Origin of the sequence: Calothrix sp. FACHB-168 (assembly GCF_963889195.1) — a bacterium.
In the GTDB taxonomy this organism is placed as follows: Bacteria; Cyanobacteriota; Cyanobacteriia; order Cyanobacteriales; family Nostocaceae; genus Aulosira; species Aulosira anomala_A.
Genome location: NZ_CAWPNJ010000015.1, coordinates 1 through 22,240, shown reverse-complemented (window position 1 = coordinate 22,240; position 22,240 = coordinate 1). Strand labels below are relative to the sequence as shown.

The window sequence follows — 22,240 nt, the reverse complement described above, 5'->3', positions numbered from 1 at the left end:
TTGACTGTTGACTGTTGACTGTTGACTGTTGACTGTTGACTATTGACTGTTGACTGTTAACAGCCCTCACGATGGATTGTGCAACTTAAAAGCAGAATAGCTGATTTCAACAACCTGGTTAAGGCTTGCTTACCAGGTTATTTTTTTATGTATTAATTGTTTCAAGTTATCTTTATTTTATAGTATACTGGTAGCCAAAATTCCTCACAAATGTAGCTCAAAAGTAACTTCACAAAAAAGGTAAAAGATTAAAGCCTTACCTGTTTTGAGAGTAATAATCCTTGTGTTGCAAGGCTATATTCCCGTGATGTGAATTAGAGTTGATTGAGTTTTCTCTATGTAATGCTGGCGATGATGGTGGGAACGTTCATCTACTGAGATATTTAGATGACGCGATCGCACTCCAAAAGTTATAAAAATTTTTACTTAGTTAATAATCAAGATTTTCTTGTGTTTACTTATGAAAATTATCAGCGCTCTACCTATCAACACAGTTTCTGAATTATCTGAAAGTTCTGATATTGTGCCTATAAATTTCAGATTTTGGAATTGGACAAAGCTATCTAGCGCAGTTTTGATGCGTTTTTTATCTTTAGGAATTACGTTAGGTATTGTCAGTATAGCTGGGCAAAGTTTGGCAGTGCAAAAATTTGGCAGTAACGGCCCAGAAGTAGCCAATATCCAAAGATGTTTGAAAAAATTAGGATATTTTAACGGCCCGATTAATAGTAACTTTGGCCCCCAAACCCAGCAAGCTGTAATTGCTTTTCAGCAAGCCAAGAAATTACCTGCTGATGGTGTTGTGGGTGTGGGTACAGAGCGATCGCTACAACAAGCTTGCCAAGGTAGAGTTGCTAATAGTAATGTCGGTGGTAATCTGCGCTTGGGTAGCAGAGGCCCAGAAGTTGTCAAACTACAACAGCGTTTGCAGCGTTTAGGTTATTTTCAAGGCCCCATTACAGGCTATTTTGGACAACAAACTCAGCAAGCATACATCCGCTATCAGCAAGGTGTTAAAGTTCCTCGTAATCCTGCTGTTACTCCCAGAGTCCAACCAGCACAATTTAACACTCCCAGCCAAGGAGGAGACTACCCGATTCTTTCCCAAGGTAGTAAAGGCCCAGCAGTCACCAGACTACAACAGCGTTTGCAACAGTTAGGTTATTTTAATGCTAATCCCACCGGGAATTTTGGCCTCTTGACAAGAGACGCATTAATTGCATTCCAGAGCAACTCTGGTTTATATGCTAATGGGATTACAGATCAACAAACTTGGAATAGACTATTCAATTCCTCAACTGTGATCTCACCTGAAAGAAACAGTCTTTCTTCCGTACAAATTCGCGAATTGCAAGAACTCTTACGGGAGATGGGATATTTAACAGCTAATCCGACTGGTAATTTTGGCGCTTTAACTAGGGATGCGCTGATCCGGTTCCAGCGAAATTATCAACTACCTGCTGATGGTATAGCCAATATCCAAGCTTTAGAAGCAGTACGCACAGTTGCACAAAATCAAGGCAGATCTATCCAACCAGGTAGAAATTATCTCACAGTTGGTGACAGTGGCGATAATGTGAGAGCTGTTCAAGAGCGATTGTTACAATTAGGCTTTTTTAATGGTAATCCCGATGGTTATTACGGTGACAATACCAGACAATATGTGTATGCTTTTCAACAATATATGCGACTAACACCAACGGGAAATGTCGATCCTCAAACTTGGCAAGCCTTATGGTCAAATAATACCCCTGGAGTTAACGGCAATAATAATAATCAAAAAGGCTATGTGGTAGTCATACCAATTCATAATGCTGATACTCTCAACAAAGTACGTCAATATATCGCTAATCCTGTAGTGGAAAAATCAGGTTTAGGTGATTATGTCAATGCGGGGAGGTTTAGGAATCGCGCAGAAGCAGAAAATCTTTCTAAGCAATTACGCTCTTATGGTTTAGATGCAAGGGTTGATTATTTTTAGGGGCTAGGGGCTAGGGGCTAGTACAGTTTTGTATAAAATCGTGGTTCATTGAGGGTAAAAATTTAAACGCAAAGGTACGCAAAGGTAAGCGCAAAGGTACGCAGAGAATGAGCTACTAATATTAATGAAATGTATTAGGGGTTAGGGGATAGGGATTAGGTGCGGGAGAAATTTTCTTGATAGATTGGGTTTTTTGGAGAAAGTTAGGCAGAGAATTGTATTCAGCATAGATAAACAATCATCACTATCATTGTTTATCTATGAATGGATATGAAAAACATCGATATATAGCAATCCGTTTAGGAGTTGCAAACACCTATCTTCCTTTTCCTCCTTGTCTTCCTTGTCCTTTTTGTTCTCACTCTCAATGGCTAAGTTGACTATTTTCTGTTGAGACCTATTGCTGAATTGGTGTTATAGTGCTATACCAATGCACACAACTTTTGCTACAGCATGGATTTCTCTGAGGGAAATTTGTTTATGTAAGTGTGTCAGTACTGGCAAAAATTAATTATACCTATTTCCAGGTGTGAACTAATTTTCACCTAAACGTTTAATTGTGCCAGATTAATTATTTTAATCAAGGCGCAATGATATTTACTATGTTTATAGTTAGTAGATTTTACTAATTTACTAGTTGGTTAATGATGTAAAAATCACACCTTATCTATGTTATCTGCTTTACTTTTATCTGGGAAAAACACTAGTTATTATGACTCCATGCTGATCGGCAGCAAAAAGTTTGTATATTAGCACTGTAAACTAGTTCGCAAATCTTAAATAATCCTAATAGAGGACATCAAGAATGCTGGAGTTATTGAGTTCAGGTTTAGTTTCAATTTGGCTAGAAATGGCTGGCTTACAAATTAAGCCTTTGGATGCTTTAGATGCATTGGCTTGGCAAACTAGCCCTGGCTTGGTTGTAGCTCCCGATCCTAATCCAGCTAGTGTTAATACAGTCCAAGAATATTTGAAGGGGCTGATTACATCGAAACTAATAGAACAAAATCTCGCACCAAGTCAAGGAATTTGGATGCAGTCGGGGCCGATGTTGATGGCTAATCATCAAGGGACAACACCTTTACCTGCTGCTTCTTTAACTAAAATTGCTACTTCACTGGTTGCTTTTAAAACTTGGGGGCCAAATCATCAGTTTGAGACTTTAGTCAGCGCTACAGGGCCAATAGTTAATGGTGTATTGCAAGGCGATTTAGTCATTACTGGCGGTGGCGATCCGATGATGGTTTGGGAAGAAGCGATCGCTTTGGGGAATACTCTCAACCGCATGGGAATTAAGCAGGTAAAAGGCAATTTGGTGATTACTGGCTCGTTTTCGATGAATTTCCAGCGCCATCCTTTATTAGCTGGGCAAATCTTTAAACAAGCGCTAAATTCGGCTACTTGGACTCGTCCGGCGATTTACATTCATTCAATCATGCCTAAGGGGACAGCAAAACCACAAGTAGCGATCGCGGGTACTGTGAAAGTCGAAGCTCAACCAATAGCTCAACGGGCTGTGCTAATTCGTCATCTGTCTTTACCGATGAAGCAAATCATCAAAGAGATGAACGTTTACAGCAACAATGATATCGCAGAAATGCTAGCCGAATCCGTAGGCGGACATACGGTAGTCCAAGCAACCGCAGCCAAATTAGCGAGAGTTCCAGAAGGCGAAATTCTGCTAATCAATGGTTCGGGATTAGGGACAGAAAATCGCATTTCTCCCCGTGCTGCTTGTGCGATGCTGATGGCACTACAACAACAAGCTGTAGTTAATAATCTCACCATAGCCGATTTATTTCCGATGTCTGGGTTCGATCATCGGGGGACAATGCACGCCAGACACATGCCGGCTGGTACAGTAATGAAAACTGGAACGCTACGAGATGTCAGTGCTTTAGCGGGAGTTATACCCACACGCGATCGCGGTTTGGTTTGGTTTGCGATTATTAACCGAGGTAATAATGTCTCCGGTTTCCGTACAGGACAAGACCAATTATTACAAAGTCTCGTGCAAAAATTCCAACTAGCACCCCAAATCCCCGCAGCCTTAACCCCTCATTCCACCACCGTCAACAATCTCCCCGAACTAGGTGCAACCAGCCGCAATCAAGTTATGTTTAAGAGTTAGTCAACAGTCAACAGTCAACAGTCAACAGTCAACAGTCAAATATCTCATCACTATTGACCATTGACAATTGACCATTGACTAATCATTATTGCCCTCTTCCTTTCTCTTGAGGAATAATTTCTGTAACGACTCTGCTACCACTTCCACCGCCTTTGACAACGATATTTTCTGTTTGCAGGTTGCCAACGGCTGTATCTCCAGCGAAGTTTAATGGTGGCTCAATTTGTCGATAGGATACATTACCTTTTGCTTCCAATAATTTATTGTCTAGATACCAAGTTAATGTTTGCGATTTGAGAGACTGGCGACGCTGTCCAATAGCGTTAACATTACCTGTTAAATAAACTGTTTTTTGTGGTATCTTCATTTCTCCTTGATTCGCGGTAACTGTGACATTTTCTGCCTTATGAAATACCCGCAATGGCGAATTTGTCGTCACAGTTTCAGCATTCATGTTCCAGGTCATAGAATTACTAGTTATCTGCATGGGTGGGTCTAGTAATTCTAACTGGGCATTATTTTTTACAGTCGCAATTTTGGTTTTTAAATTAATTTCTGTTGCATTTCCGCGCCCACGGTCGGTAATTTGATTGTTTTTATAACGGTCAATTTGTACGGGGCGATCGCCAATTAATTTTTCTTCTTTAATTTTCCAAATTAAATGTTCTGTGCGCATTTGCAGTTGGGGATCGAGGGAGTTAGCTATGACTCCTCCAGAAAATTCCATGCGCTGTTCGCGGGTTTTAACTTTTGCTTCTTGGGCTATTGCTTGGAGTTTTTGATGACTACCTGTTAATTGATTGCGGACAATTAATAAATCTTCTTTAGGTCGCCATTCTAATTCGTTACCGCGCAATACAATGCCATTACTGGGGTCTGTGGCGACTATCTTACCCTTAAGAAATAATTGCTTACCATCCTGTTCAATATCTGCTCGTTCTGCTTTAATTTGATATACTACTTTGCCATCTTGATATAGTTCGCCATAGGGGCTTTCGGCTTCACCGATTTGTTTTTCTTTGGTATATTTTGCGGCTTTGGCGTTAACTTTCCAAATTGGTCTTCCGACTTCATCAAATTGTTCAAACGCTACACCAAAAAAGGTTAATTTACTATCTGTATTTTGTGCGCCAGAATTATTTGCTTGATTATTATTAGCTTTGTTGTTGCAAGCAACTAAACCAAATAATAAGAAAAATATCAAAGGGAGACTCAACCAATTGATTTTCTTTGCTAAAGCACTGAGAATTGTTGGGAAAAATAATTGGGGAGAATGTGCTTGAATAATTCCCCCCTGTTTTTGTGAAACTCGTCTCCCTCGATAATTATTCGCGTCCTGCTTCATTAATCTTGAATTTCTAAATGTCCATCAGCGTCTCTGGGATCGTCCAAAAAGCCCATACCCGATAAAGGACGGTATGGATAACTTTGGCGGGGGGTTTTTTGGATATCTTCTTTGATTGCTTCTAAGTCAATATAGCGATCGCTTACGTTGATTAAGCTGTCGCTAGTCATGGAACGTAAACTGACTACTTCTACCCTGACACCCCGATAGCTGACTGAGTTGACTGCATAGGCTAAATCGCCATCACCACTGACTAAGACTGCGGTATCATAAGAGTCAACTAATGCCATCATATCTACGGCTATTTCCACATCTAAATTGGCTTTTTTTGAGCCGTCTGGTAGCTGGACTAAATCTTTGGCGATGACTCGATAGCCATTGCGCCGCATCCACAACAGAAAGCCTTGTTGTTTTTCGTTGGTGCGATCTACGCCAGTGTAGAAAAAAGCCCGTAGCAGTCTAGATCCGCCAGTTAATCTACAAAGTAACTTGGTGTAATCAATTTCGATTCCTAATTGCAGTGCCGCATAAAATAAATTTGAACCATCAATAAATATAGCTACACGACCCCGATTTTCTAAAACTTGTTCCGGGGTAAATATGGAATCATTTTCTAAATTATTCAACATTGATGTCATACCTCAATTATTATTCTTGTGATTTTTGATACTGGTTTTAACTTTTTTCATGGGAATTGACAGCGATTTATGATAATCCCCTGGGGCTAATCTCTATAGCCCCAAGCTTTTTTTGACAGAATTAGAGATTAGGCAAAATCAAAAAATGAAAATACTAATCGTTTTTTGGAGCTTCTATCCGCTTAAAAATTGGTTGGGGTGTACCCAACTGTTGTTGATCCGATAGTAACCCCCAGCTGGCATGAACATCGAAAGGTGCGGCGATCGCACTTTCTCTTGGCTCATTAAAGTTAATTCCCAAGCCCAATTGCTGATAAATATCGCTACTGATATTAGGAATTACTGGGGACAACAGATAAGCAGCTAGTCTAACTGATTCTAGAACTGCATACAGCACTTGTTCTAATTTTTCCTGTTGTCCTTGCTTGTATAATGTCCAAGGAGCTTGTTCATCAATAAATTTATTGCTGGCTTGCACTAGCAATAAAATAGCCTCGCAAGCCTGATTAAAAGCTAGCGTATAGTAAGCATTTTTGACTTTTTCTCCTAAATCTAACCCAATCGTTTTTAAAGGATTTTCTACTGGAATGGCTGCACTAGCAATTGCTGGTACATTACCGCCGCAGTATTTCTTCACCATGTTGAGGGTACGATTGAGCAAATTACCTAAATCATTTGCCAAATCTGCATTCAAAACATTAATGAATCTAACTTCATTAAAATCGCCATCCTTGCCAAATTCTATTTCCTTAAGGAAGTAATAACGAACGGCGTCGCTACCATAACGCTGCACAAGTTCTACGGGGTTGAGGGTATTCCCCAAGCTTTTACCCATTTTTTGCCCGTCTTTAGTTAAAAAACCATGTCCAAATACTTGTTCTGGTAAGGGTAAGCCAGCACTTAGTAACATAGCAGGCCAGTACACTGCATGAAAGCGTAAAATATCCTTACCAATTAGATGTAAATTCATCGGCCACCATTTAGCTAAAGCATTAGCTAAAGTGGGTTCCTCATCTGGTTCTAATAATGCTGTGACATAACCCAGCAGGGCATCAAACCAGACATAAAGGGTATGCTGGGGATCTACTGGTACAGGAAAACCCCAATCTAAATTGACTCGGGAAATAGAAAAGTCTTGCAACCCTTGATTTACGAAGTTAAGGACTTCATTACGCCTACTTGCTGGCTGGATAAAATCAGGTTTGGCTGCGTAAAGTGCTTGGAGTTGACTTTGGTATTTGGATAAGCGGAAGAAGTAGTTTTGTTCGTCGCGCCACTCAACTTCTTTATTGGTATGAATGGGACAACGGTTTCCTTCTAATAGTTCGCGTTCTTCCTTAAATTCTTCGCAAGATACACAGTACCAGCCTTTTTGTTGTCCCTGATAGATATCACCAGCATCCCACACTCGCTGGAAAAATTCTTTGACGATCGCCTCATGACGGGGTGAGGTAGTGCGAATAAAGCGATCGTATTTAATATTCAGCAATTCCCACAGAGAAGAGAAAGTCAAAGAGATTTCATCGCAAAATTCCTGGGGCGCTTTGCCGAGATTTTCTGCTGAACGCTGGATTTTTTGACCATGTTCATCTGTTCCGGTAATGAGCAGGACTTCATTTCCTAAAAGCCTTTGAAATCGTGCTACGACATCAGCAGCCATCGTTGTATAAGCACTACCAACATGAGGGACATCGTTGACATAATATAACGGTGTTGTCAGTGCAAATGTTTTTACTTTTTTATTCACTAGATTCATGCACAATTAAAAACAACTTATTAAAACGTTTTTATCTTACTTTTGTCGGCAAAACCACGTAATTATATAACATTGCTACTTTTTTTTCAAATGACACCTTAATATTAGCAAATCTATTCAGACCAATTATTTTATGGTCGATATAACGCCAGCTAATTTATGCCAATAGTTAAAAAATAGCGGCTAACACATAGTTAGTAAAGCGTTTAATTGGACTGATTGTGGCGAAAAATACAAAAATCCTGACTCAGAAAATATAGACGACTTGGGAAGGAGACATTTCTACCTGAAGACAGTCGTGATACTGGTGAAGAAATGTAATCTTAAGTCAAGATAAACTGCGATATTTTCGGAAAAATATATTGATTGCTATGAATGTAAATAACCCTCTGGAGATTTCTCGATGGTCATTAGCAGCATTATCAACGAGAATGCTTCTTTATTACGAGGATCGGATTCCCCGTGATGCTAGTGTTTTAGTCGTTAGCAATCACCGCAGCTTTATGGATGCGCTGATTTTAATGGCGGCGCTATCCACTCCTATCCGCTTTGCTTGTCATCATTACATGGGACAAGTACCAATTCTGCGGGAATTGGTGACAGATCAATTGGGGTGCTTTCCTTTAGAGGATACTCATAAACGCCAACAGAGCTTTTTTGCCCAATCGCAGATGCTGTTGCAGTCCAAACAGATGGTAGGGGTGTTTCCCGAAGGCACTGAACCAATGGTAAAATATACTCAGCCCCATCATGTTGGCGAATTTCAGCGAGGATTTGCGCATTTGGCATTACGAGCATCGGTGAGAGACTTGGCGGTTTTACCAATCGCGATCGCCTCTTTAGAAGAAGTCAACACCACATCTGTGCCGTTACGCCTATTAAGTCTCTTCGACCCTAGCGAAGCTTTGTTTAATCAACCAGGTTGGCATCCCTTGGTTATCTATCGTCGAGTCGCAGTGTTAATTGGTAATCCCTATTGGATTAAGCCCCAACATCAAAAACAATATCAAGGAAAACAAGCGAAAAATGTTGTGGCTGAACTGACAGATAGCTGTCATGATGAAATCGCCAACTTACTTCGCCAAGGTTGTTATTAAAATATCTCCAATTGTGGATGGTTTATCTCACCATCTACAACATCATAGCGATACCTACTATAGATTAATTGCCTATACATCGACCGCAGGACAATCTTTTTAGTGATAGCACTAGCAAAAATTAAATGTCAAGGAGTTTTAAATTAGGGAATTTGTAAATTTTTTTGGCAAGAATTTACACAAAAATTACACAATATATATGTATATTGATTTTGATTTTTTATCTCCGATTTTTGACCAGAAATGTATATAAATTCACAAATTAACTGCAAATGAATGGTCTAACTTAAAAAATATGGCGCTGACACCAGGTAAAGTTGAGAAATATAACAAAATTAATTAAAAGTTGACAATGTCAGAAGTTGAGTTAAAACCCTGTTTCCTCAGTCCTAAACGTATCCAGCCAGAATTTCCCCTATTTGTTTACTTGCCAGGAATGGATGGCACCGGTCAACTATTGCGATCGCAAACTGCGGGATTGGAAACGGGTTTTGATGTGCGCTGTTTAGCAATTCCCCGTCAAGACTTGACTACCTGGGAAGTACTCACCAATAACGTAGTGGAATTAATTTATACTGAGTTATCCAAAAACTCTCAGCGCCCCATTTATCTATGTGGCGAATCCTTTGGTGGTTGTTTAGCGATGAAAGTAGCCATCCAAGCACCCCAGTTATTTACAAGAATTATCCTGATTAACCCAGCTTCTAGCTTTAAATTACGTCCTTGGTTCACCTGGGCTTCTCAGTTAACTTACCTAGTACACCCTTGGCTGTATGAAATCGGCGCGTTAGGACTTTTACCATTTTTAGCATCTTTACAACGGATGACGCAGAGCGATCGCCAAGAACTACTCAAAAGTATGCGTTCCGTACCCCCCGAAACAATTCTCTGGCGCTTGGCTTTACTGCGCGAATTTGAGGTTGAAGAAGAAAAACTCCGCCAACTGACACAACCAGTATTACTCATCGCCGGTCTTCAGGATCGGCTATTACCTTCTGTAGAGGAAGTCAAGCGGCTAGTTAATATATTTCCTCACAGCCAAATGGTAGTTTTACCTGAGAGTGGACATGCTTGCTTACTAGAGAGTCAGACAAATCTCTATAAAATCTTGCGGGATAATCAATTTTTGTCAAATGGCGCAGTACTGAGTCAGGCGATGAAAATTAGAGATGCTGTCAGATAATAGCCTTTCTTGCTGAAGATACTCTCAATTCTCCTAATCTTTTATTTCTTCGCGTACTTCGCGTCTTAGCGGTTCAATCCCTAATTTTATTTTGGGTAAGCTGTAGCGCAAAATAAGTTCGTGAAACACCGAAATGAGAAAGTGTTTAACCTTTTCACCTGCGGAAAACACCAAAATGAGTAAGCTTTAAAGCATTTCACCTGCGGAAAACACCAAAATGAGTAAGCATTTAAGCTTTTTAAGTAAGCGTTAAAGCATTTCATCTGCGGAAAACACCAAAATGAGTAAGCGTTAAAGCTTTTTAAGTAAGCATTTTCAATAAATGAGTAAGCAAAAAGGCAAAATGAGTAAGTTTTTCGCTAAATTATGCAGGAATTTGCCTGTTGGATGATGACAATCGGTTTGATTATGTTGTTTTGATGAAGATACCCAAAAAGCGATTGACACGACAATCCGGGAATTCCAAAAAATAAATTATGCCAAATTGTAGGGGCGGGGTAACCCCGCCCCTGCGAGTTGCGTGCTGCAATGCTCAATTTTTTTAATGAACCGCCTTCTCTTCGAGAGGCTTCCGCCAACGCGCAGCGTCTCGCAGAGAAGACGCATTAGACGCAGAGCGGCTTCCCGAAGGGTAGGACGCGGAGAGAAGAAGAAATAGAAAGAAGTAATGCTTAAGTGAATTGTATTGGCGAATGGTTATACCAATTCAAATAATCTTTGCGACACATCAAAATATTCTCGCGGGCATGGCAGTGCCAGTGCCCCTACAATCTGGCGCATTATTTTTTCCAATTGGTATTATAGTCGATGATTAACTAAAGACTTATTCTCAGAGAAAGAGGTTAATTTCGGGCATATTTGCTACAAATAAACTAGCAAGGCTTAACAATTAAGGTTCCCAGCAATGGCAGAAAAAATTAAAATAAATCATCAAGAAAATAATTCTTCTATTAAGAATACAAAAAAAGATGAAAAATCATTTTTAGAAACTGTTGCGGAAACTGTAAGCTGGGTAACCGGAAATTTTGTGAAGCAAACCCACAAGCTAATTGAACAATCTACCCAAAATACCGGAAATTTAGTTAATAGCCTTGGTGAAAATTGGCTAATTCGTAAATTATCTGGTGTCTTAAATCTTAATTGGTTGATTGGTGCTAGTGCAAATATTGATTTGCAAAAAGCCCAAGATACAGTGAACAAACTCAAACAACAGTATCCTCAAGAATCACCTAGCCAAATTTCTCACCGCATCATGGTAGAAAAAGCTACGAAAGCTGGTGGAATTGGTTTAGCTACTAGTATTTTGCCAGGAGTAGCAGCAGCTTTATTAGCCATTGATTTGGCGGCAACAACAGAATTGCAATCGGAAATGTTGTATCAAATTGCTGCCGCCTACGGATTAGATTTAAAAGATTCGGCGCGTAAGGGCGAAGTGTTGGCAATTTTTGGTTTAGCTTTGGGCGGTAGTCGTTTATTGAAAGCTGCGGGTTTAGGTTTGCTGCGAAATGTACCTTTTGCTGGCGCAGCGATCGCAGCTAGTTCTAATGCGACAATGATTTATTCTCTGGGTTATGCTGCTTGTCGATTTTACGAAGCCAAGTTAGATGAATCTACGTCTCTCAATTCCCCAGAGACATTAAATACATTAAAGCAACAAAGTGAAAGGTATTTAGAAACTGCGATCGCACAAGAAGCGGTAATGGATCAAATTTTAGTCCACATGATTCTTGCGAGCCATCCTGACAAAACTTGGGCGGAAATTATTCCAGAATTAAAAGTGATTAATCTGAGTGAGAATTCATTAAATGCGATCGCTCAGAATATCAAATCGCCCCAACCTTTAGATAGCTTGCTGAATCAACTCAATCGTGATTTTGCCATTCCCTTGCTAGCCCAATGTCAAAAAATTGCCCATCTTAACGGTGAAACTACAGAAGTAGAACAGAATATCATTGATGCGATCGCTAAAAAATTTGATATTGGGCATAGCTGCCGAAGTGTTGACGGTTGACTGTTGACTGTTGACTGTTGACTGTTAAGCAATGCCCAATGCCCGATGCCCAATGCCCCATGCCCCATTTCCGTAAAGCTTCTGAGAAAGTAAATATAAATTTATATAACAAGTGTTGACTCAATTGAACACGTGATATATATTATCTGGTGTGTGAGGAGCGAACCAGCAGGGGCACCGAGACGAAACACGGCCAGTCGTCGGTGTCCTTTCTGATTTTTTAGGGGCAACGTTTACTGAGATAGTTTTTAAGATAGTAAAAATTGTTCGATTGCGGCTGCAACTCCATCTGCTTCAACTGGAGGTGCTACCCAATTTGCTATAGCCTGGACATCTGCTGGCGCATTACCCATAGCTACACCAATGCCGGCGTATTCTAGCATTTCTAAATCATTAAAGTTATCGCCAATAGTCATGACGTTTTTGCTTTGTAAGCCGAGTAATTCTTCTGCAAGGTAACGCACCGCAGTTCCTTTGTTGACAGAGGGGTGAGTTGCTTCAAAGAAGGTAGCAACAGAGGTGGTGAGGTAAAGTTCTGCGGGTGTGTATTGAAGGCGTAAATTGCCTAAAATTTTGTTGATTACTTCGCTGTCGTCAGATAAAGCTAGGACTTTTGTGGGTTCGTTATCTAAAGCTTGGCGTAAATCACCGACGGGAATGGCTGTAATTCCGGAACGTTTGGCGTAGAGTTTGGTTTCTGGGGTTAACTCTCGCACGTAAAGTTGATCGTTGATATAAAAGTGAACGGAGAGAAGCGATCGCAGTTGTGGTTGTTCAAAATAATCTAGTAGCTGGGATGCGATTTCTCGCGGAACTGTCAAATGGCGATGAATTTTCTCGGTGGCTGGGTCTTGAATCCAAGCGCCTTGATATGCTGCTAATGGTAATGTAGAGCCAATTGCTTGATGAAAGCGTAAAGCTGAACGGTACATGCGTCCAGTAGCGATCGCTATTTGAATTCCTTTTGCTTGTGCTGCGGCGATCGCTTTTTTTACGGGTTTACTGACTTTGTTAGATTTACCGGAAATTGTGCCATCGATATCTAAAACCAATAATTTAATTTCTGCCGCAGCTTGAACCTGATTTTCCAGAGATTGTAGATGAGTGGCAGCTGTTAGATCCATAAATTCCCCAAGTTTTTGGCTTCCAGTTAAGAGGTTAACAGGCTCTAGGGATGAATGGGGAGCGATCGCACATCCCTAGGGACTTACAAAAAATAAATTACCCATATTCCGTAGTGCGTTCGCGTAGCGTGTCCGTTGGCGCAGCCTCCCGCAGGGAAGGACAAACATCTTGCTCGCTGTTGTTCTAAAGCGAGCAAGACTTCGGCGTGAGCGCTCAGTCGAACGCTGCTCGCACTACAAATTGATTGGGGATTTAAAAAATTGGATGTCCCCTATATAATTCTGGGGAAAATTAACCGCCAAGAACGCCAAGACGCCAAGAAAGAAGAGAAGAGGAGAATTAGACGCAAGTTTAGAGATTTAGGATTATAAGTTGAGTGTTTGCTAGTTTCACTAAGTCGTTGTATCCGTCTCAACTATTCATACTATGCTTGATAGACCAATATCTGAGACTGAAGCTTCTGGCTACAATAAGGCTATGTCGCAAATTTCTTCTTCTACAATCGCAACACGCCCTACTTTCATCCTCGTAGATGGACATTCCTTGGCGTTCCGTTCTTATTTTGCTTTTATTAAGGGACGAGATGGGGGATTACGGACAAAAACAGGGATTCCTACCAGCGTGTGTTTTGGCTTTATTAAGTGTCTGCTGGAAGTGATGACTACAGAACAGCCTCAAGCAATGGCTATAGCTTTTGATTTGGGTTTACCTACTTTCCGTCATGAAGCTGATGATACTTATAAAGCCGATCGCCCCGGTACGCCAGAAGATTTTGTCCCAGATTTAAAAAATTTACATGAACTACTTGCAGGGTTCAATTTACCGATTTTTACGGCTCCTGGTTTTGAAGCTGATGATGTGTTGGGTACTTTAGCACAGCTTGCAACTGGGACTGGGTATAAAGTGAAAATTCTCACAGGCGATCGCGATTTGTTTCAACTGATCGATTTAGAAAAGCAAATCACTGTGCTTAATTTTACACCCGATGCCTGGAAGCGATCGACAAATGGTATCAGCGAATTCGGCCCGGAACAAGTTCAACAAAAGCTGGGTGTGTTACCAGAACAAATTGTTGATTTTAAAGCTCTTTGTGGCGATAAATCAGATAATATTCCCGGTGTCAAGGGTATTGGCGAAAAAACCGCAGTTCAGTTACTCAGTACTTACGGTTCGTTAGAGAATATTTATGCAAAAATAGATGAAATTAAAGGCGCAACTCAGAAAAAACTGGTAGAAGGGCAAGAAGATGCGAAAAAGTCGCAATATTTAGCGAAAATTGTGATTGATGTGCCTTTAGAAGTAAATTTAGAAGATTGTAAATTAAAAGGTTTCGATAAAGATTTACTCGTACCGATTTTAGAAAAATTAGAGTTTAATCGCTTTCTCAAGCAAATCAACGAACTCCAGCAGAAATTTGGCGGAGAAGTTGCAGAAGTTCCCGAAACTACCACAGCACAACTCAATATTGACGATAACGATCCAGATTTGTGGTTTTTTAGCGCAGATGATACAGCCGCAGCAAAACAAAAGCCAGTTTCTGCAATTCAACCACAAATTATTGATAGTGAAGCGAAACTGACAAAGTTAGTTAAATTATTACAGAAATTTACTAATCCAGAAATACCCGTTGCTTGGGATACAGAAACCACAGATTTAGAACCACGAGACGCAGCTTTAGTAGGAATTGGTTGCTGTTGGGGGACAAAAACCGATGAAATGGCTTATATTCCCCTTGGGCACAAAAATGCGAAAAATCTAGAATTAGATTTTGTATTAACAGCCTTACGTCCAATTTTAGAAAGTGCTGATTATCCCAAATCTTTGCAAAATGCCAAATTTGACCGTTTAGTTCTGCGGTGTCAAGGCATAAAATTGGCAGGGGTGGTATTTGATACCATGCTAGCGAGTTATTTATTAAATCCCGATGCTAGCCATAATTTAAGCGATTTAGCTCAGAAATATTTGGGTTTAACAGCTAAAAGTTATGTAGATTTAGTTCCTAAGGGTAAAACTATTGCTGATTTAGACATTCCTACAGTAGCTGATTACTGTGGTATGGATGTTTATTCTACATTTGGTTTAGTAGTAAAACTGCGTGAAGAATTACAACAATTTACCGAGTTATATCAGCTATTTATAGATGTAGAACAACCGCTAGAAGCAGTTTTAGCGGAAATGGAATATACAGGTGTACGAATTAATTCTGATTACTTAAGAGAACTTTCGCAGCAATTAGAAATTGATTTGGCTAAGTTGGAAGAAAAAGCGACAGAAATCGCTGGCGAAAAATTTAAGTTAGGTTCTCCTAAGCAATTAAGTCATATTTTATTTGAAAAATTGGGTTTAAGTACCAAGTATTCGCGGAAAATTCAAACGGGTTACTCTACAGACGCAGCGACATTAGAAAAACTCCAAGAAGTTGACCAAACTGGTTTTGTTGATGCCATCATTGAATACCGGACTTTATCTAAATTAAAGTCTACTTATGTAGATGCATTACCAGCATTAGTACGTCCCGATACGCAAAGAGTACATACAGATTTTAACCAAGCCGCAACATCAACTGGAAGGTTATCTTCTTCTAATCCTAATTTACAAAATATTCCCATTCGGACAGCTTTTAGTCGCCAAATTCGCAAAGCATTTTTACCAGAATCTAGCTTTTTAATGGCGGCTGCTGATTACTCACAAATTGAGTTAAGAATTTTAGCGCATTTAAGCCAAGAACCCGTTTTAGTGCAAGCCTATCAGCAAAATGAAGATATTCATACTGTGACAGCAAAGTTAGTATTTGAAAAAGAAGATGTTACAGCAGATGAACGCAGATTAGCCAAAACTATTAACTTTGGTGTAATTTATGGTATGGGTTCGCTAAAATTTGCCCGTTCTACTGGGGTTGATAAAAATATTGCCAATGAATTTATCAAGCGATTTAACGAACGTTATGCACAAGTATTTACATATTTAGAGCGAGTCAAAAAAGAAGCGATCGCCAAAGGTTATGTAGAAACAATTCTTGGTCGTCGGCGGTATTTTGAGTTTACTAGTAATAGTTTACGTCAGTTAAAAGGTAGCAACCCAGAAGACATTGATTTGAGTAAATTAAAAAATCTAGGCCCATTAGATGCTGGTTTACTGCGTTCGGCTGCGAATGCACCAATTCAAGGTTCTAGTGCAGATATTATCAAAATTGCAATGGTGAGATTGCATGATGTTTTGAGTAAATATCAGGCGCGGTTGTTATTACAAGTTCACGATGAATTAGTGTTTGAAGTTCCGCCGTCAGAATGGGATGAATTACAACCACAAATTAAGTCAGTGATGGAAAATGCAGTTGAGTTATCTGTGCCTTTATTAGTTGATGTTCGCGCAGGTGATAATTGGATGGAAACAAAGTGATGATAGAGAACATCTCACTTCCTTAATCAATACCCTTTTATTGTTTCATCGCATTAATGGAGAGGAGTAAAAAAACGAACCGCATTCGACGAAGTCGTTCCCGCAGGGTAGACGCGAAGTCCGCGTTCGACGAAGTCGTTCCCGAAGGGTAGGAAGAGAAAAGAAGAAGAAACTTATCCCACATAATTAATGCGATGAACCACTAGTAAAGTCTGCTTAGGCAGGCTATAAACACTTATATCCTGGGTAGGCAATTAAGGCAGAATAATTTACTGTTCCCAGTCAACAGTCAACAGTCAACAGTTAACCATCAACACTCTGCCATTGAAAATATGCAGATTTACGGGCCAGATACAATTAATTTTGACGGTGTGAATGGCGATCGCTATTGGTTCTATCAGCCTTATCCTTATACTGGTATAAAGGAGATTGACGAACGCTTAAGCGGCTTTCCTGTAGCTGTCTTTTTACCACATCGACCTACCAGGGAAACACCGTTAGTTATTGGTTTACAAGGGATGAGTGCGCCTTATGGCTGGAATGCTTTTATTGTGCCAACACTGACACAAATGGGTATTGCAGTTGCTTTATTTGATACGCCTTTGGCGGGAGAACGCAGTTTAGTACGCACCTTTACGGCTGTTGTACAAAATGAAATTCAGCCATTAATTAACCAAGGTATTGCCTTTGATACGGCATTACTTTTAAGTATATTCCGCAATACCGCTAGTAATATTGATAGCATTAGTAAATTTTGTAGCGATCGCTATGGGTTGAGTAATTCCAAATTGGCTTTATTTGGCGTGAGTATGGGTGTTTTGCTATCTGGTTACGCTTTTACTGCTCAAGGTTTGGGGGAGAGGTTACTGGGAACCATTGGTCATACAGATCTCCAGTCCTTTGCCAATAGTTGGGGTTATGGCTTGTTACCAGATTTGGCAGCTTCGCCTCTAGGTGGATTAGCAACAGCACTGTTACAAAAAGTACAGCCAGATTTACAACCTGTAGTCAAGCTTTTACAGTTAGCCAAAAATCTGAAATATCACGATGAATATGCTTGGAACTGCAATCCGATGAATTATGTTGAGCAAGTGCAGTTACCGCGTAAAGTTCGCTTTTTAGTCGGTGCTAACGACCCCATTGTCAGAATTAAAGATACCCGTGCTTGTGCCCAAAAATTTCCTGATGGTGCTTGTTATGTCGTTCCGGGGATGGGACATGGAACTAGACAGTGGGGGGCTACATTTGTTGACCATGTACGCTATTTTCTGGCTACGCAATTAGGGGATTGGTGTAATTGAGAATTTGCTGTTGAACTGATGTATTCAGCCCAACAAAGTACAAAATCTCATACCAATTGGAAAACAGAATTGGCGTTGCATAATTGCGGGATGATTTATCTCACGCAGAGGCGCAGAGACGCAGAGAGAATAAGGAGTGGAAAATTTCAATAGCTCAAAATTCATCCCCTAATTCAGCAATGCCACAGAATGCACCAGATTGTAGGGGCACTGGCACTGCCATGCCCTCTAGAATATCTTGATGTGTCGCCAAGATTATTTGAATTGGGATAAAAAGTATTATTTTAAATTATTGAGCGCGGCATAATTTGCGATCGCTATCATGGTCAGGATATTGCCAAGAATAAGCAAAATGGCTTACCCCTTTGATTTGGGGCGCAAATTGTCGCAGTGCTTGCATTTGGGCTTCTAAAGATGGACGATTACTAATTGAACCTCCCCATTTACCAGCTAAAGCCGGAATTACCTGGGTACCTGGTTTCGCCATACTTAAAACCCTTTGTATTTGCGGCACAATACAACTAACATCACCACAAGTCGCGTAAGCCATAGGATGCCATTCTAAAGAATTAGGGAACCTATCCCAAGGCTGTAAGCGCGAATCATAGCCTTGTCCGACACTTTGGTTACCTTCAGGGAAAAATACCACCCCGGCGGGAATATTTAATTCTTGGGCAGGATGAGTTGCTAAGGCGACAAAATCTAAGATACCTTGCATGGCATGAGCAACAGCGAGTTGCCACAAATCCCATTGTAAAAGCGGTTGTCTTTGAGTAGGATTGATTAGGGATTTTTGCGCTGAGGATACAGTTCGTCCTTGCCACAGAGGTTCTCCCTCTTGGGGATAAAGTTGATCGACTTCGGAAATATCGGCGGGGGTAATATATCCTTTAGCCAAAAAGCGGCGAATTAAATCTAAACCTTTATTATTTTGTGCCCGTCGAAATAAAGCTTCTTGAGTTGCAGCAGTAAATAGCCATAAATCTGTAACTTTGGTGGCGATAGAATTGCTTCCCCCTTGTCTGGGATAGCGTACATAGTCAAATAAAATCCCATCGGGGCGACGGCGCAGTACTTCCTGTACCATTTGATAGTAATCGCGTTTTGCTCGTTCGTTGTAGGGGTCGATAAAGACATGAGTACCCACATCTACAACATACAAGCTAGTTTGACCTTTGCCATTACGCGCGATCGCTCCTTCTCGATCTCGACGCAGCGCATAGCTATAGCCAAAATTAATTGTATACATCCACGAGTAAACTTTTAAACCCCGTTGTCGCCCTTTTTGAATCGCCGTTGCTAGCAAATCTACTTTCTCTGCACCTGGATTGCGAATCACAGAAGGCCAAGCTGTCGGGTTACTGGCGGCTGGTAATAATACTCGCCCATCATAAAAGGTTTCCACATAAACTTGGTTATAGCCCAGATTTACAATCCGATCCATCATGTGATCGAGTAACCCAGGTTGAATGTCACAAGGATATAAGCGCAACCAAATAGCTTGATTTTGCGGCCAGGTGCGATTACGACAAGCCTGCATTTCCTGCGCATGTTGTTTTAATATCTGCTGGTAACGCTTTTGCGCTTCTGAATTACCTCTTAGTGCTGCCAAACGTAAGTTTTCTTTTTCTTTGACAGCTTTTGGCGATAGTTGGCAATATTGTTGCACTTGCGCCTGTGCTGGTTGATTTGCCAAATAGGGAGTCAATAAACTACTAGTGAAAATCGCAGCTAAGAGGCTTCGGGTAAATGACTTTGATTTCGTAACGTTCAAGGAAAGGTTAAACATACTTCAAGGTAGCAGGAAAAGTAGACTGGCTGTAAAAGCTGGGCACAGGCTGGAATTTAACAATCTTTGATTGATTGCTCTTGTCCAGATTTTTGGGCTAAAAGCTTTTATACAAGCAGTCTGACCATCAACTTTCAATTACATAACTGAGATTGATGGATGTCAAATTCTCTATTGAGTAAATAGGGGCTTTGAAGCCTATTTTTTCCGACTTTCAAACCGCTATTTATGTTGCCGGATTTTGTTATTAATTGGATTTTTAAAACAGATTCAGGTAATTACCCAATTTTTGATGATTTGCTTGTCATCCAAGATATTACCCGTTTATGGCATCAGGTAGAGGAGATAAGTTAATCCCGATGAACAAATTTAGGTACTGGAGATGATAGCAGAGAAAATGCTATTTTCTTATTGATGAATTTAAATGCAAAATTTAAAAAGTGTTTAATGAGTCTACTAAGCTAAACAAATTTGCCAAGAGTCCCAATTTAATAAGACTCTTGACTGTGCCAATTTTTAGATTTTAAAGCTGTTCGCAAAATCTAAAATTGTCTGACTGTATTTTATTGACAGTTACGCACCGCGTCTTAGCGCCGCCTCTACCTGACTAAACTCTTGTTCTAGACGATTTTTGAGTTTTTCTGGTACAGGACGATTGGGGTAAGAACTGTAATGTCCTGCTAGGGAATTTAAGGCTGTACGCATGGTAGTAAAGGAGCTAAGTCCAGAAACAGAGTTAGCTCTTTGGTAGCGGGCTGAAAAGTCATTTATTTTTTGACGCGCTTCTGCTTGAACTGCTGCTTTACTTGGTGAATCATCTGATAACTCTAAGACGTTTCTTAAAGTTTGGATTACCGTTAAGGTGTCTTGGCGATAATCTCCTGTCAAACTATCAGGGCTAGAACAGCCCATTAAGCCGATGGTTACAACTAAAACCAGGGCAAGCAGACGCGACCAATAGCGCTTCATAAGCATGTACTGAAATAATGCATAAATCAACGTCCATAGTATCTTGGATTGGTATCCGGGGGATCATGACGAAGGATGAAGCATCAGTATTGAATTCAATGTTTTTGATAGAGAGTGTCTCTTTGTTGGTAAGGTCTACCTAAGGAAGCGATCGCATTTTGCAGGGTTTCTGCTTCCATTGATGTACCGCCTACCGCACCCGCCATTGAGGTAATATGTTCTTCCATCAATGTGCCGCCAATATCGTTACAACCCCAAAATAAAGCTGTTGTCGCTCCATCTAGCCCCAGCTTTACCCAACTTGGTTGATGGTTAGGTATCCAATTTCCCAAATAAATCCGCGCTACAGCCGTCAACAGTAAGCTATCACTTAAAATCGGTTGATCGCGTCCTACCCGCCGCCGTAAAGGTTTGGGTGCTTCCTGCCCAACAAAAGGTAATAAAATAAACTCAGTGATTTTTGCCGGATAGCCGTTTTTCATGGCTGTCATTTGTAGCGATCGCAATTTCTCTAAATGTGCGATTTGCTGTTCTTTGCTTTCAATATGTCCTGACAGCATTGTACTAGTAGTATGCAAGCCTAATTGATGGGCTGTACTAACAATTTCTAACCAAGTTGCTGTATCAATTTTTTCGGGACACAGTACCCGCCTCACTTCATCATCTAACACTTCGGCGGCTGTTCCTGGCATAGAACCAACACCGGCATCCCGCAAAGCCGCAATCACATCAGCATATTCCAGTCCATCAAGTCTGGCGATAAATTGTACTTCTTGGGGCGAGAAAGCGTGTAAGTGTAGCTGGGGAAACTCCTGCTTAATAGTTTCTACTAACTTGAGATAATAAGGCAGGGATTTGCCATTAATCAAGGCTTGTGGGTTCAATCCCCCTTGCATACAGATTTCCGTTGCACCTCGTTTTACCCCATCTGTAGCTTTTTCTAACACTTGTGCCCAATCTAACCAGTAAGCACCATTATCTCCATCGTCGCGTCGGAATGCACAAAAACTACAATGCTGCTCGCAAATGTTAGTAAAGTTAATATTACGATTGATGACGTAGGTAACTACATCACCAACTTGACGCTGGCGGAGTTTATCGGCTGTATTTTGAATCAGAGCGATCGCTTCTTCTTCTGTTTGTTTTAATAACACCACTCCCTCGACTGGGGATATATCGTATCCCAGTAAGGCACGGTCGAGAATATCATCAACAGTTTTATGCTTCACAGGAGTGAAAATCAAGTTACTTCTTTTATTTTGCCAGGAATCTCAATAGGGATCTCAGCGACTAATTATAAGTGATAATTGTTACTTAATTTACATTTAAAATTTATCTTTAATCTATATTAGGGTAGATTTTACTTTCTACTTTGACCGAGTACTGTTGTTGAGTTAGTTACTGGTTGGTGAAAGTGAACTACTCAGGGTTTCGCTTCGCTACACCCTGAGCTTCTGTACTCACAGGCGAGTGCCGCAGGTGAGACTTTCGCCCCATCTTTGGTCTTATCTCCCC

The 22,240-nt window shown here is 40.5% G+C and carries 14 protein-coding genes; 7 read left to right on the top strand and 7 right to left on the bottom strand.

Features of this window, described 5'->3' with window-relative positions:
- Positions 1-460 precede the first annotated feature (460 nt).
- Both AACW45_RS08110 and AACW45_RS08105 read left to right on the top strand, forming a co-directional pair.
- The gene (locus tag AACW45_RS08110; RefSeq protein ID WP_190632534.1) at positions 461-1,981 is read left to right on the top strand and encodes a peptidoglycan-binding domain-containing protein; all 1,521 of its coding nucleotides are present in this window, start codon (positions 461-463) and stop codon (positions 1,979-1,981) included.
- 805 nt (positions 1,982-2,786) lie between these two features.
- Positions 2,787-4,112 (top strand): D-alanyl-D-alanine carboxypeptidase, encoded by a 1,326-nt coding sequence (locus tag AACW45_RS08105; RefSeq protein ID WP_190632533.1) that lies wholly within the window; start codon positions 2,787-2,789, stop codon positions 4,110-4,112.
- An 85-nt stretch (positions 4,113-4,197) separates the two neighbouring features.
- Here AACW45_RS08105 and lptC read toward each other — a convergent pair whose 3' ends face one another.
- The 3 genes from lptC to metG all read right to left on the bottom strand — a co-directional run bounded on the left by lptC (position 4,198) and on the right by metG (position 7,851).
- The gene (gene lptC, locus AACW45_RS08100; RefSeq protein ID WP_190632532.1) at positions 4,198-5,457 is read right to left on the bottom strand and encodes an LPS export ABC transporter periplasmic protein LptC; all 1,260 of its coding nucleotides are present in this window, start codon (positions 5,455-5,457) and stop codon (positions 4,198-4,200) included.
- On the bottom strand, positions 5,457-6,086 hold the full coding sequence (locus tag AACW45_RS08095; RefSeq protein WP_096643008.1) for a LabA-like NYN domain-containing protein: 630 nt from the start codon (positions 6,084-6,086) through the stop codon (positions 5,457-5,459). Before AACW45_RS08095 ends, lptC begins: the two co-directional genes overlap by 1 nt.
- Before the next feature lie 163 nt (positions 6,087-6,249).
- Positions 6,250-7,851 carry a methionine--tRNA ligase gene (gene metG, locus AACW45_RS08090; RefSeq protein ID WP_190632531.1) on the bottom strand — a complete coding sequence of 534 codons (1,602 nt, stop codon included), beginning with the start codon at positions 7,849-7,851 and terminating at the stop codon, positions 6,250-6,252.
- Positions 7,852-8,222: 371 nt separating this feature from the next.
- Between metG and AACW45_RS08085 the strand changes: the two genes are divergently transcribed.
- From AACW45_RS08085 to AACW45_RS08075, 3 genes are all read left to right on the top strand, one after another.
- Positions 8,223-8,948 (top strand): lysophospholipid acyltransferase family protein, encoded by a 726-nt coding sequence (locus AACW45_RS08085; RefSeq protein WP_190632530.1) that lies wholly within the window; start codon positions 8,223-8,225, stop codon positions 8,946-8,948.
- Between the two features lie 352 nt (positions 8,949-9,300).
- On the top strand, positions 9,301-10,131 hold the full coding sequence (locus AACW45_RS08080; RefSeq protein WP_190632529.1) for an alpha/beta fold hydrolase: 831 nt from the start codon (positions 9,301-9,303) through the stop codon (positions 10,129-10,131).
- A 904-nt stretch (positions 10,132-11,035) separates the two neighbouring features.
- Entirely contained in the window at positions 11,036-12,142 is a 1,107-nt protein-coding gene (locus AACW45_RS08075; protein ID WP_190632528.1) for an EcsC family protein, read from the top strand.
- A gap of 248 nt (positions 12,143-12,390) precedes the next feature.
- On the opposite strand, the gene AACW45_RS08070 is transcribed toward AACW45_RS08075, so the two are convergent.
- Positions 12,391-13,266, bottom strand: a complete 876-nt coding sequence (locus AACW45_RS08070; RefSeq protein WP_190632527.1) for a Cof-type HAD-IIB family hydrolase — start codon at positions 13,264-13,266, stop codon at positions 12,391-12,393.
- A 478-nt stretch (positions 13,267-13,744) separates the two neighbouring features.
- On the opposite strand from AACW45_RS08070, the gene polA reads away from it, so the two are divergent.
- Entirely contained in the window at positions 13,745-16,666 is a 2,922-nt protein-coding gene (polA, locus tag AACW45_RS08065) for a DNA polymerase I (protein ID WP_190632638.1), read from the top strand.
- A 332-nt stretch (positions 16,667-16,998) separates the two neighbouring features.
- A complete protein-coding gene (locus AACW45_RS08060; RefSeq protein WP_190632526.1) occupies positions 16,999-17,967 on the top strand; it encodes an alpha/beta hydrolase in 969 nt (322 codons plus the stop codon).
- Between the two features lie 289 nt (positions 17,968-18,256).
- Here the strand turns inward: AACW45_RS08060 and AACW45_RS08055 are convergent, their stop codons facing one another.
- From AACW45_RS08055 to cofH, 3 genes are all read right to left on the bottom strand, one after another.
- On the bottom strand, positions 18,257-19,756 hold the full coding sequence (locus AACW45_RS08055; protein WP_190632525.1) for a family 10 glycosylhydrolase: 1,500 nt from the start codon (positions 19,754-19,756) through the stop codon (positions 18,257-18,259).
- Between the two features lie 573 nt (positions 19,757-20,329).
- Positions 20,330-20,731, bottom strand: coding sequence for a photosystem II protein Psb27 (psb27, locus tag AACW45_RS08050; RefSeq protein ID WP_190549469.1), 402 nt, complete (start codon positions 20,729-20,731; stop codon positions 20,330-20,332).
- 89 nt (positions 20,732-20,820) lie between these two features.
- The gene (gene cofH, locus AACW45_RS08045) at positions 20,821-21,954 is read right to left on the bottom strand and encodes a 7,8-didemethyl-8-hydroxy-5-deazariboflavin synthase subunit CofH (RefSeq protein WP_190632524.1); all 1,134 of its coding nucleotides are present in this window, start codon (positions 21,952-21,954) and stop codon (positions 20,821-20,823) included.
- Between the last annotated feature and the right edge of the window lie 286 nt (positions 21,955-22,240).

What these genes read in the sequence shown, in the direction of transcription:
- AACW45_RS08085 (WP_190632530.1), top strand. Translation starts at nt 8,223, where the DNA reads ATGAATGTAAATAACCCTCTGGAGATTTCTCGATGGTCATTAGCAGCA.
- AACW45_RS08060 (WP_190632526.1), top strand. Translation starts at nt 16,999, where the DNA reads ATGCAGATTTACGGGCCAGATACAATTAATTTTGACGGTGTGAATGGC.
- AACW45_RS08070 (WP_190632527.1), bottom strand. Translation starts at nt 13,266, where the DNA reads ATGGATCTAACAGCTGCCACTCATCTACAATCTCTGGAAAATCAGGTT.
- metG (WP_190632531.1), bottom strand. Translation starts at nt 7,851, where the DNA reads ATGAATCTAGTGAATAAAAAAGTAAAAACATTTGCACTGACAACACCG.
- lptC (WP_190632532.1), bottom strand. Translation starts at nt 5,457, where the DNA reads ATGAAGCAGGACGCGAATAATTATCGAGGGAGACGAGTTTCACAAAAA.
- AACW45_RS08080 (WP_190632529.1), top strand. Translation starts at nt 9,301, where the DNA reads ATGTCAGAAGTTGAGTTAAAACCCTGTTTCCTCAGTCCTAAACGTATC.
- AACW45_RS08110 (WP_190632534.1), top strand. Translation starts at nt 461, where the DNA reads ATGAAAATTATCAGCGCTCTACCTATCAACACAGTTTCTGAATTATCT.
- AACW45_RS08095 (WP_096643008.1), bottom strand. Translation starts at nt 6,086, where the DNA reads ATGTTGAATAATTTAGAAAATGATTCCATATTTACCCCGGAACAAGTT.
- AACW45_RS08105 (WP_190632533.1), top strand. Translation starts at nt 2,787, where the DNA reads ATGCTGGAGTTATTGAGTTCAGGTTTAGTTTCAATTTGGCTAGAAATG.
- AACW45_RS08075 (WP_190632528.1), top strand. Translation starts at nt 11,036, where the DNA reads ATGGCAGAAAAAATTAAAATAAATCATCAAGAAAATAATTCTTCTATT.
- polA (WP_190632638.1), top strand. Translation starts at nt 13,745, where the DNA reads ATGTCGCAAATTTCTTCTTCTACAATCGCAACACGCCCTACTTTCATC.
- psb27 (WP_190549469.1), bottom strand. Translation starts at nt 20,731, where the DNA reads ATGCTTATGAAGCGCTATTGGTCGCGTCTGCTTGCCCTGGTTTTAGTT.
- AACW45_RS08055 (WP_190632525.1), bottom strand. Translation starts at nt 19,756, where the DNA reads ATGTTTAACCTTTCCTTGAACGTTACGAAATCAAAGTCATTTACCCGA.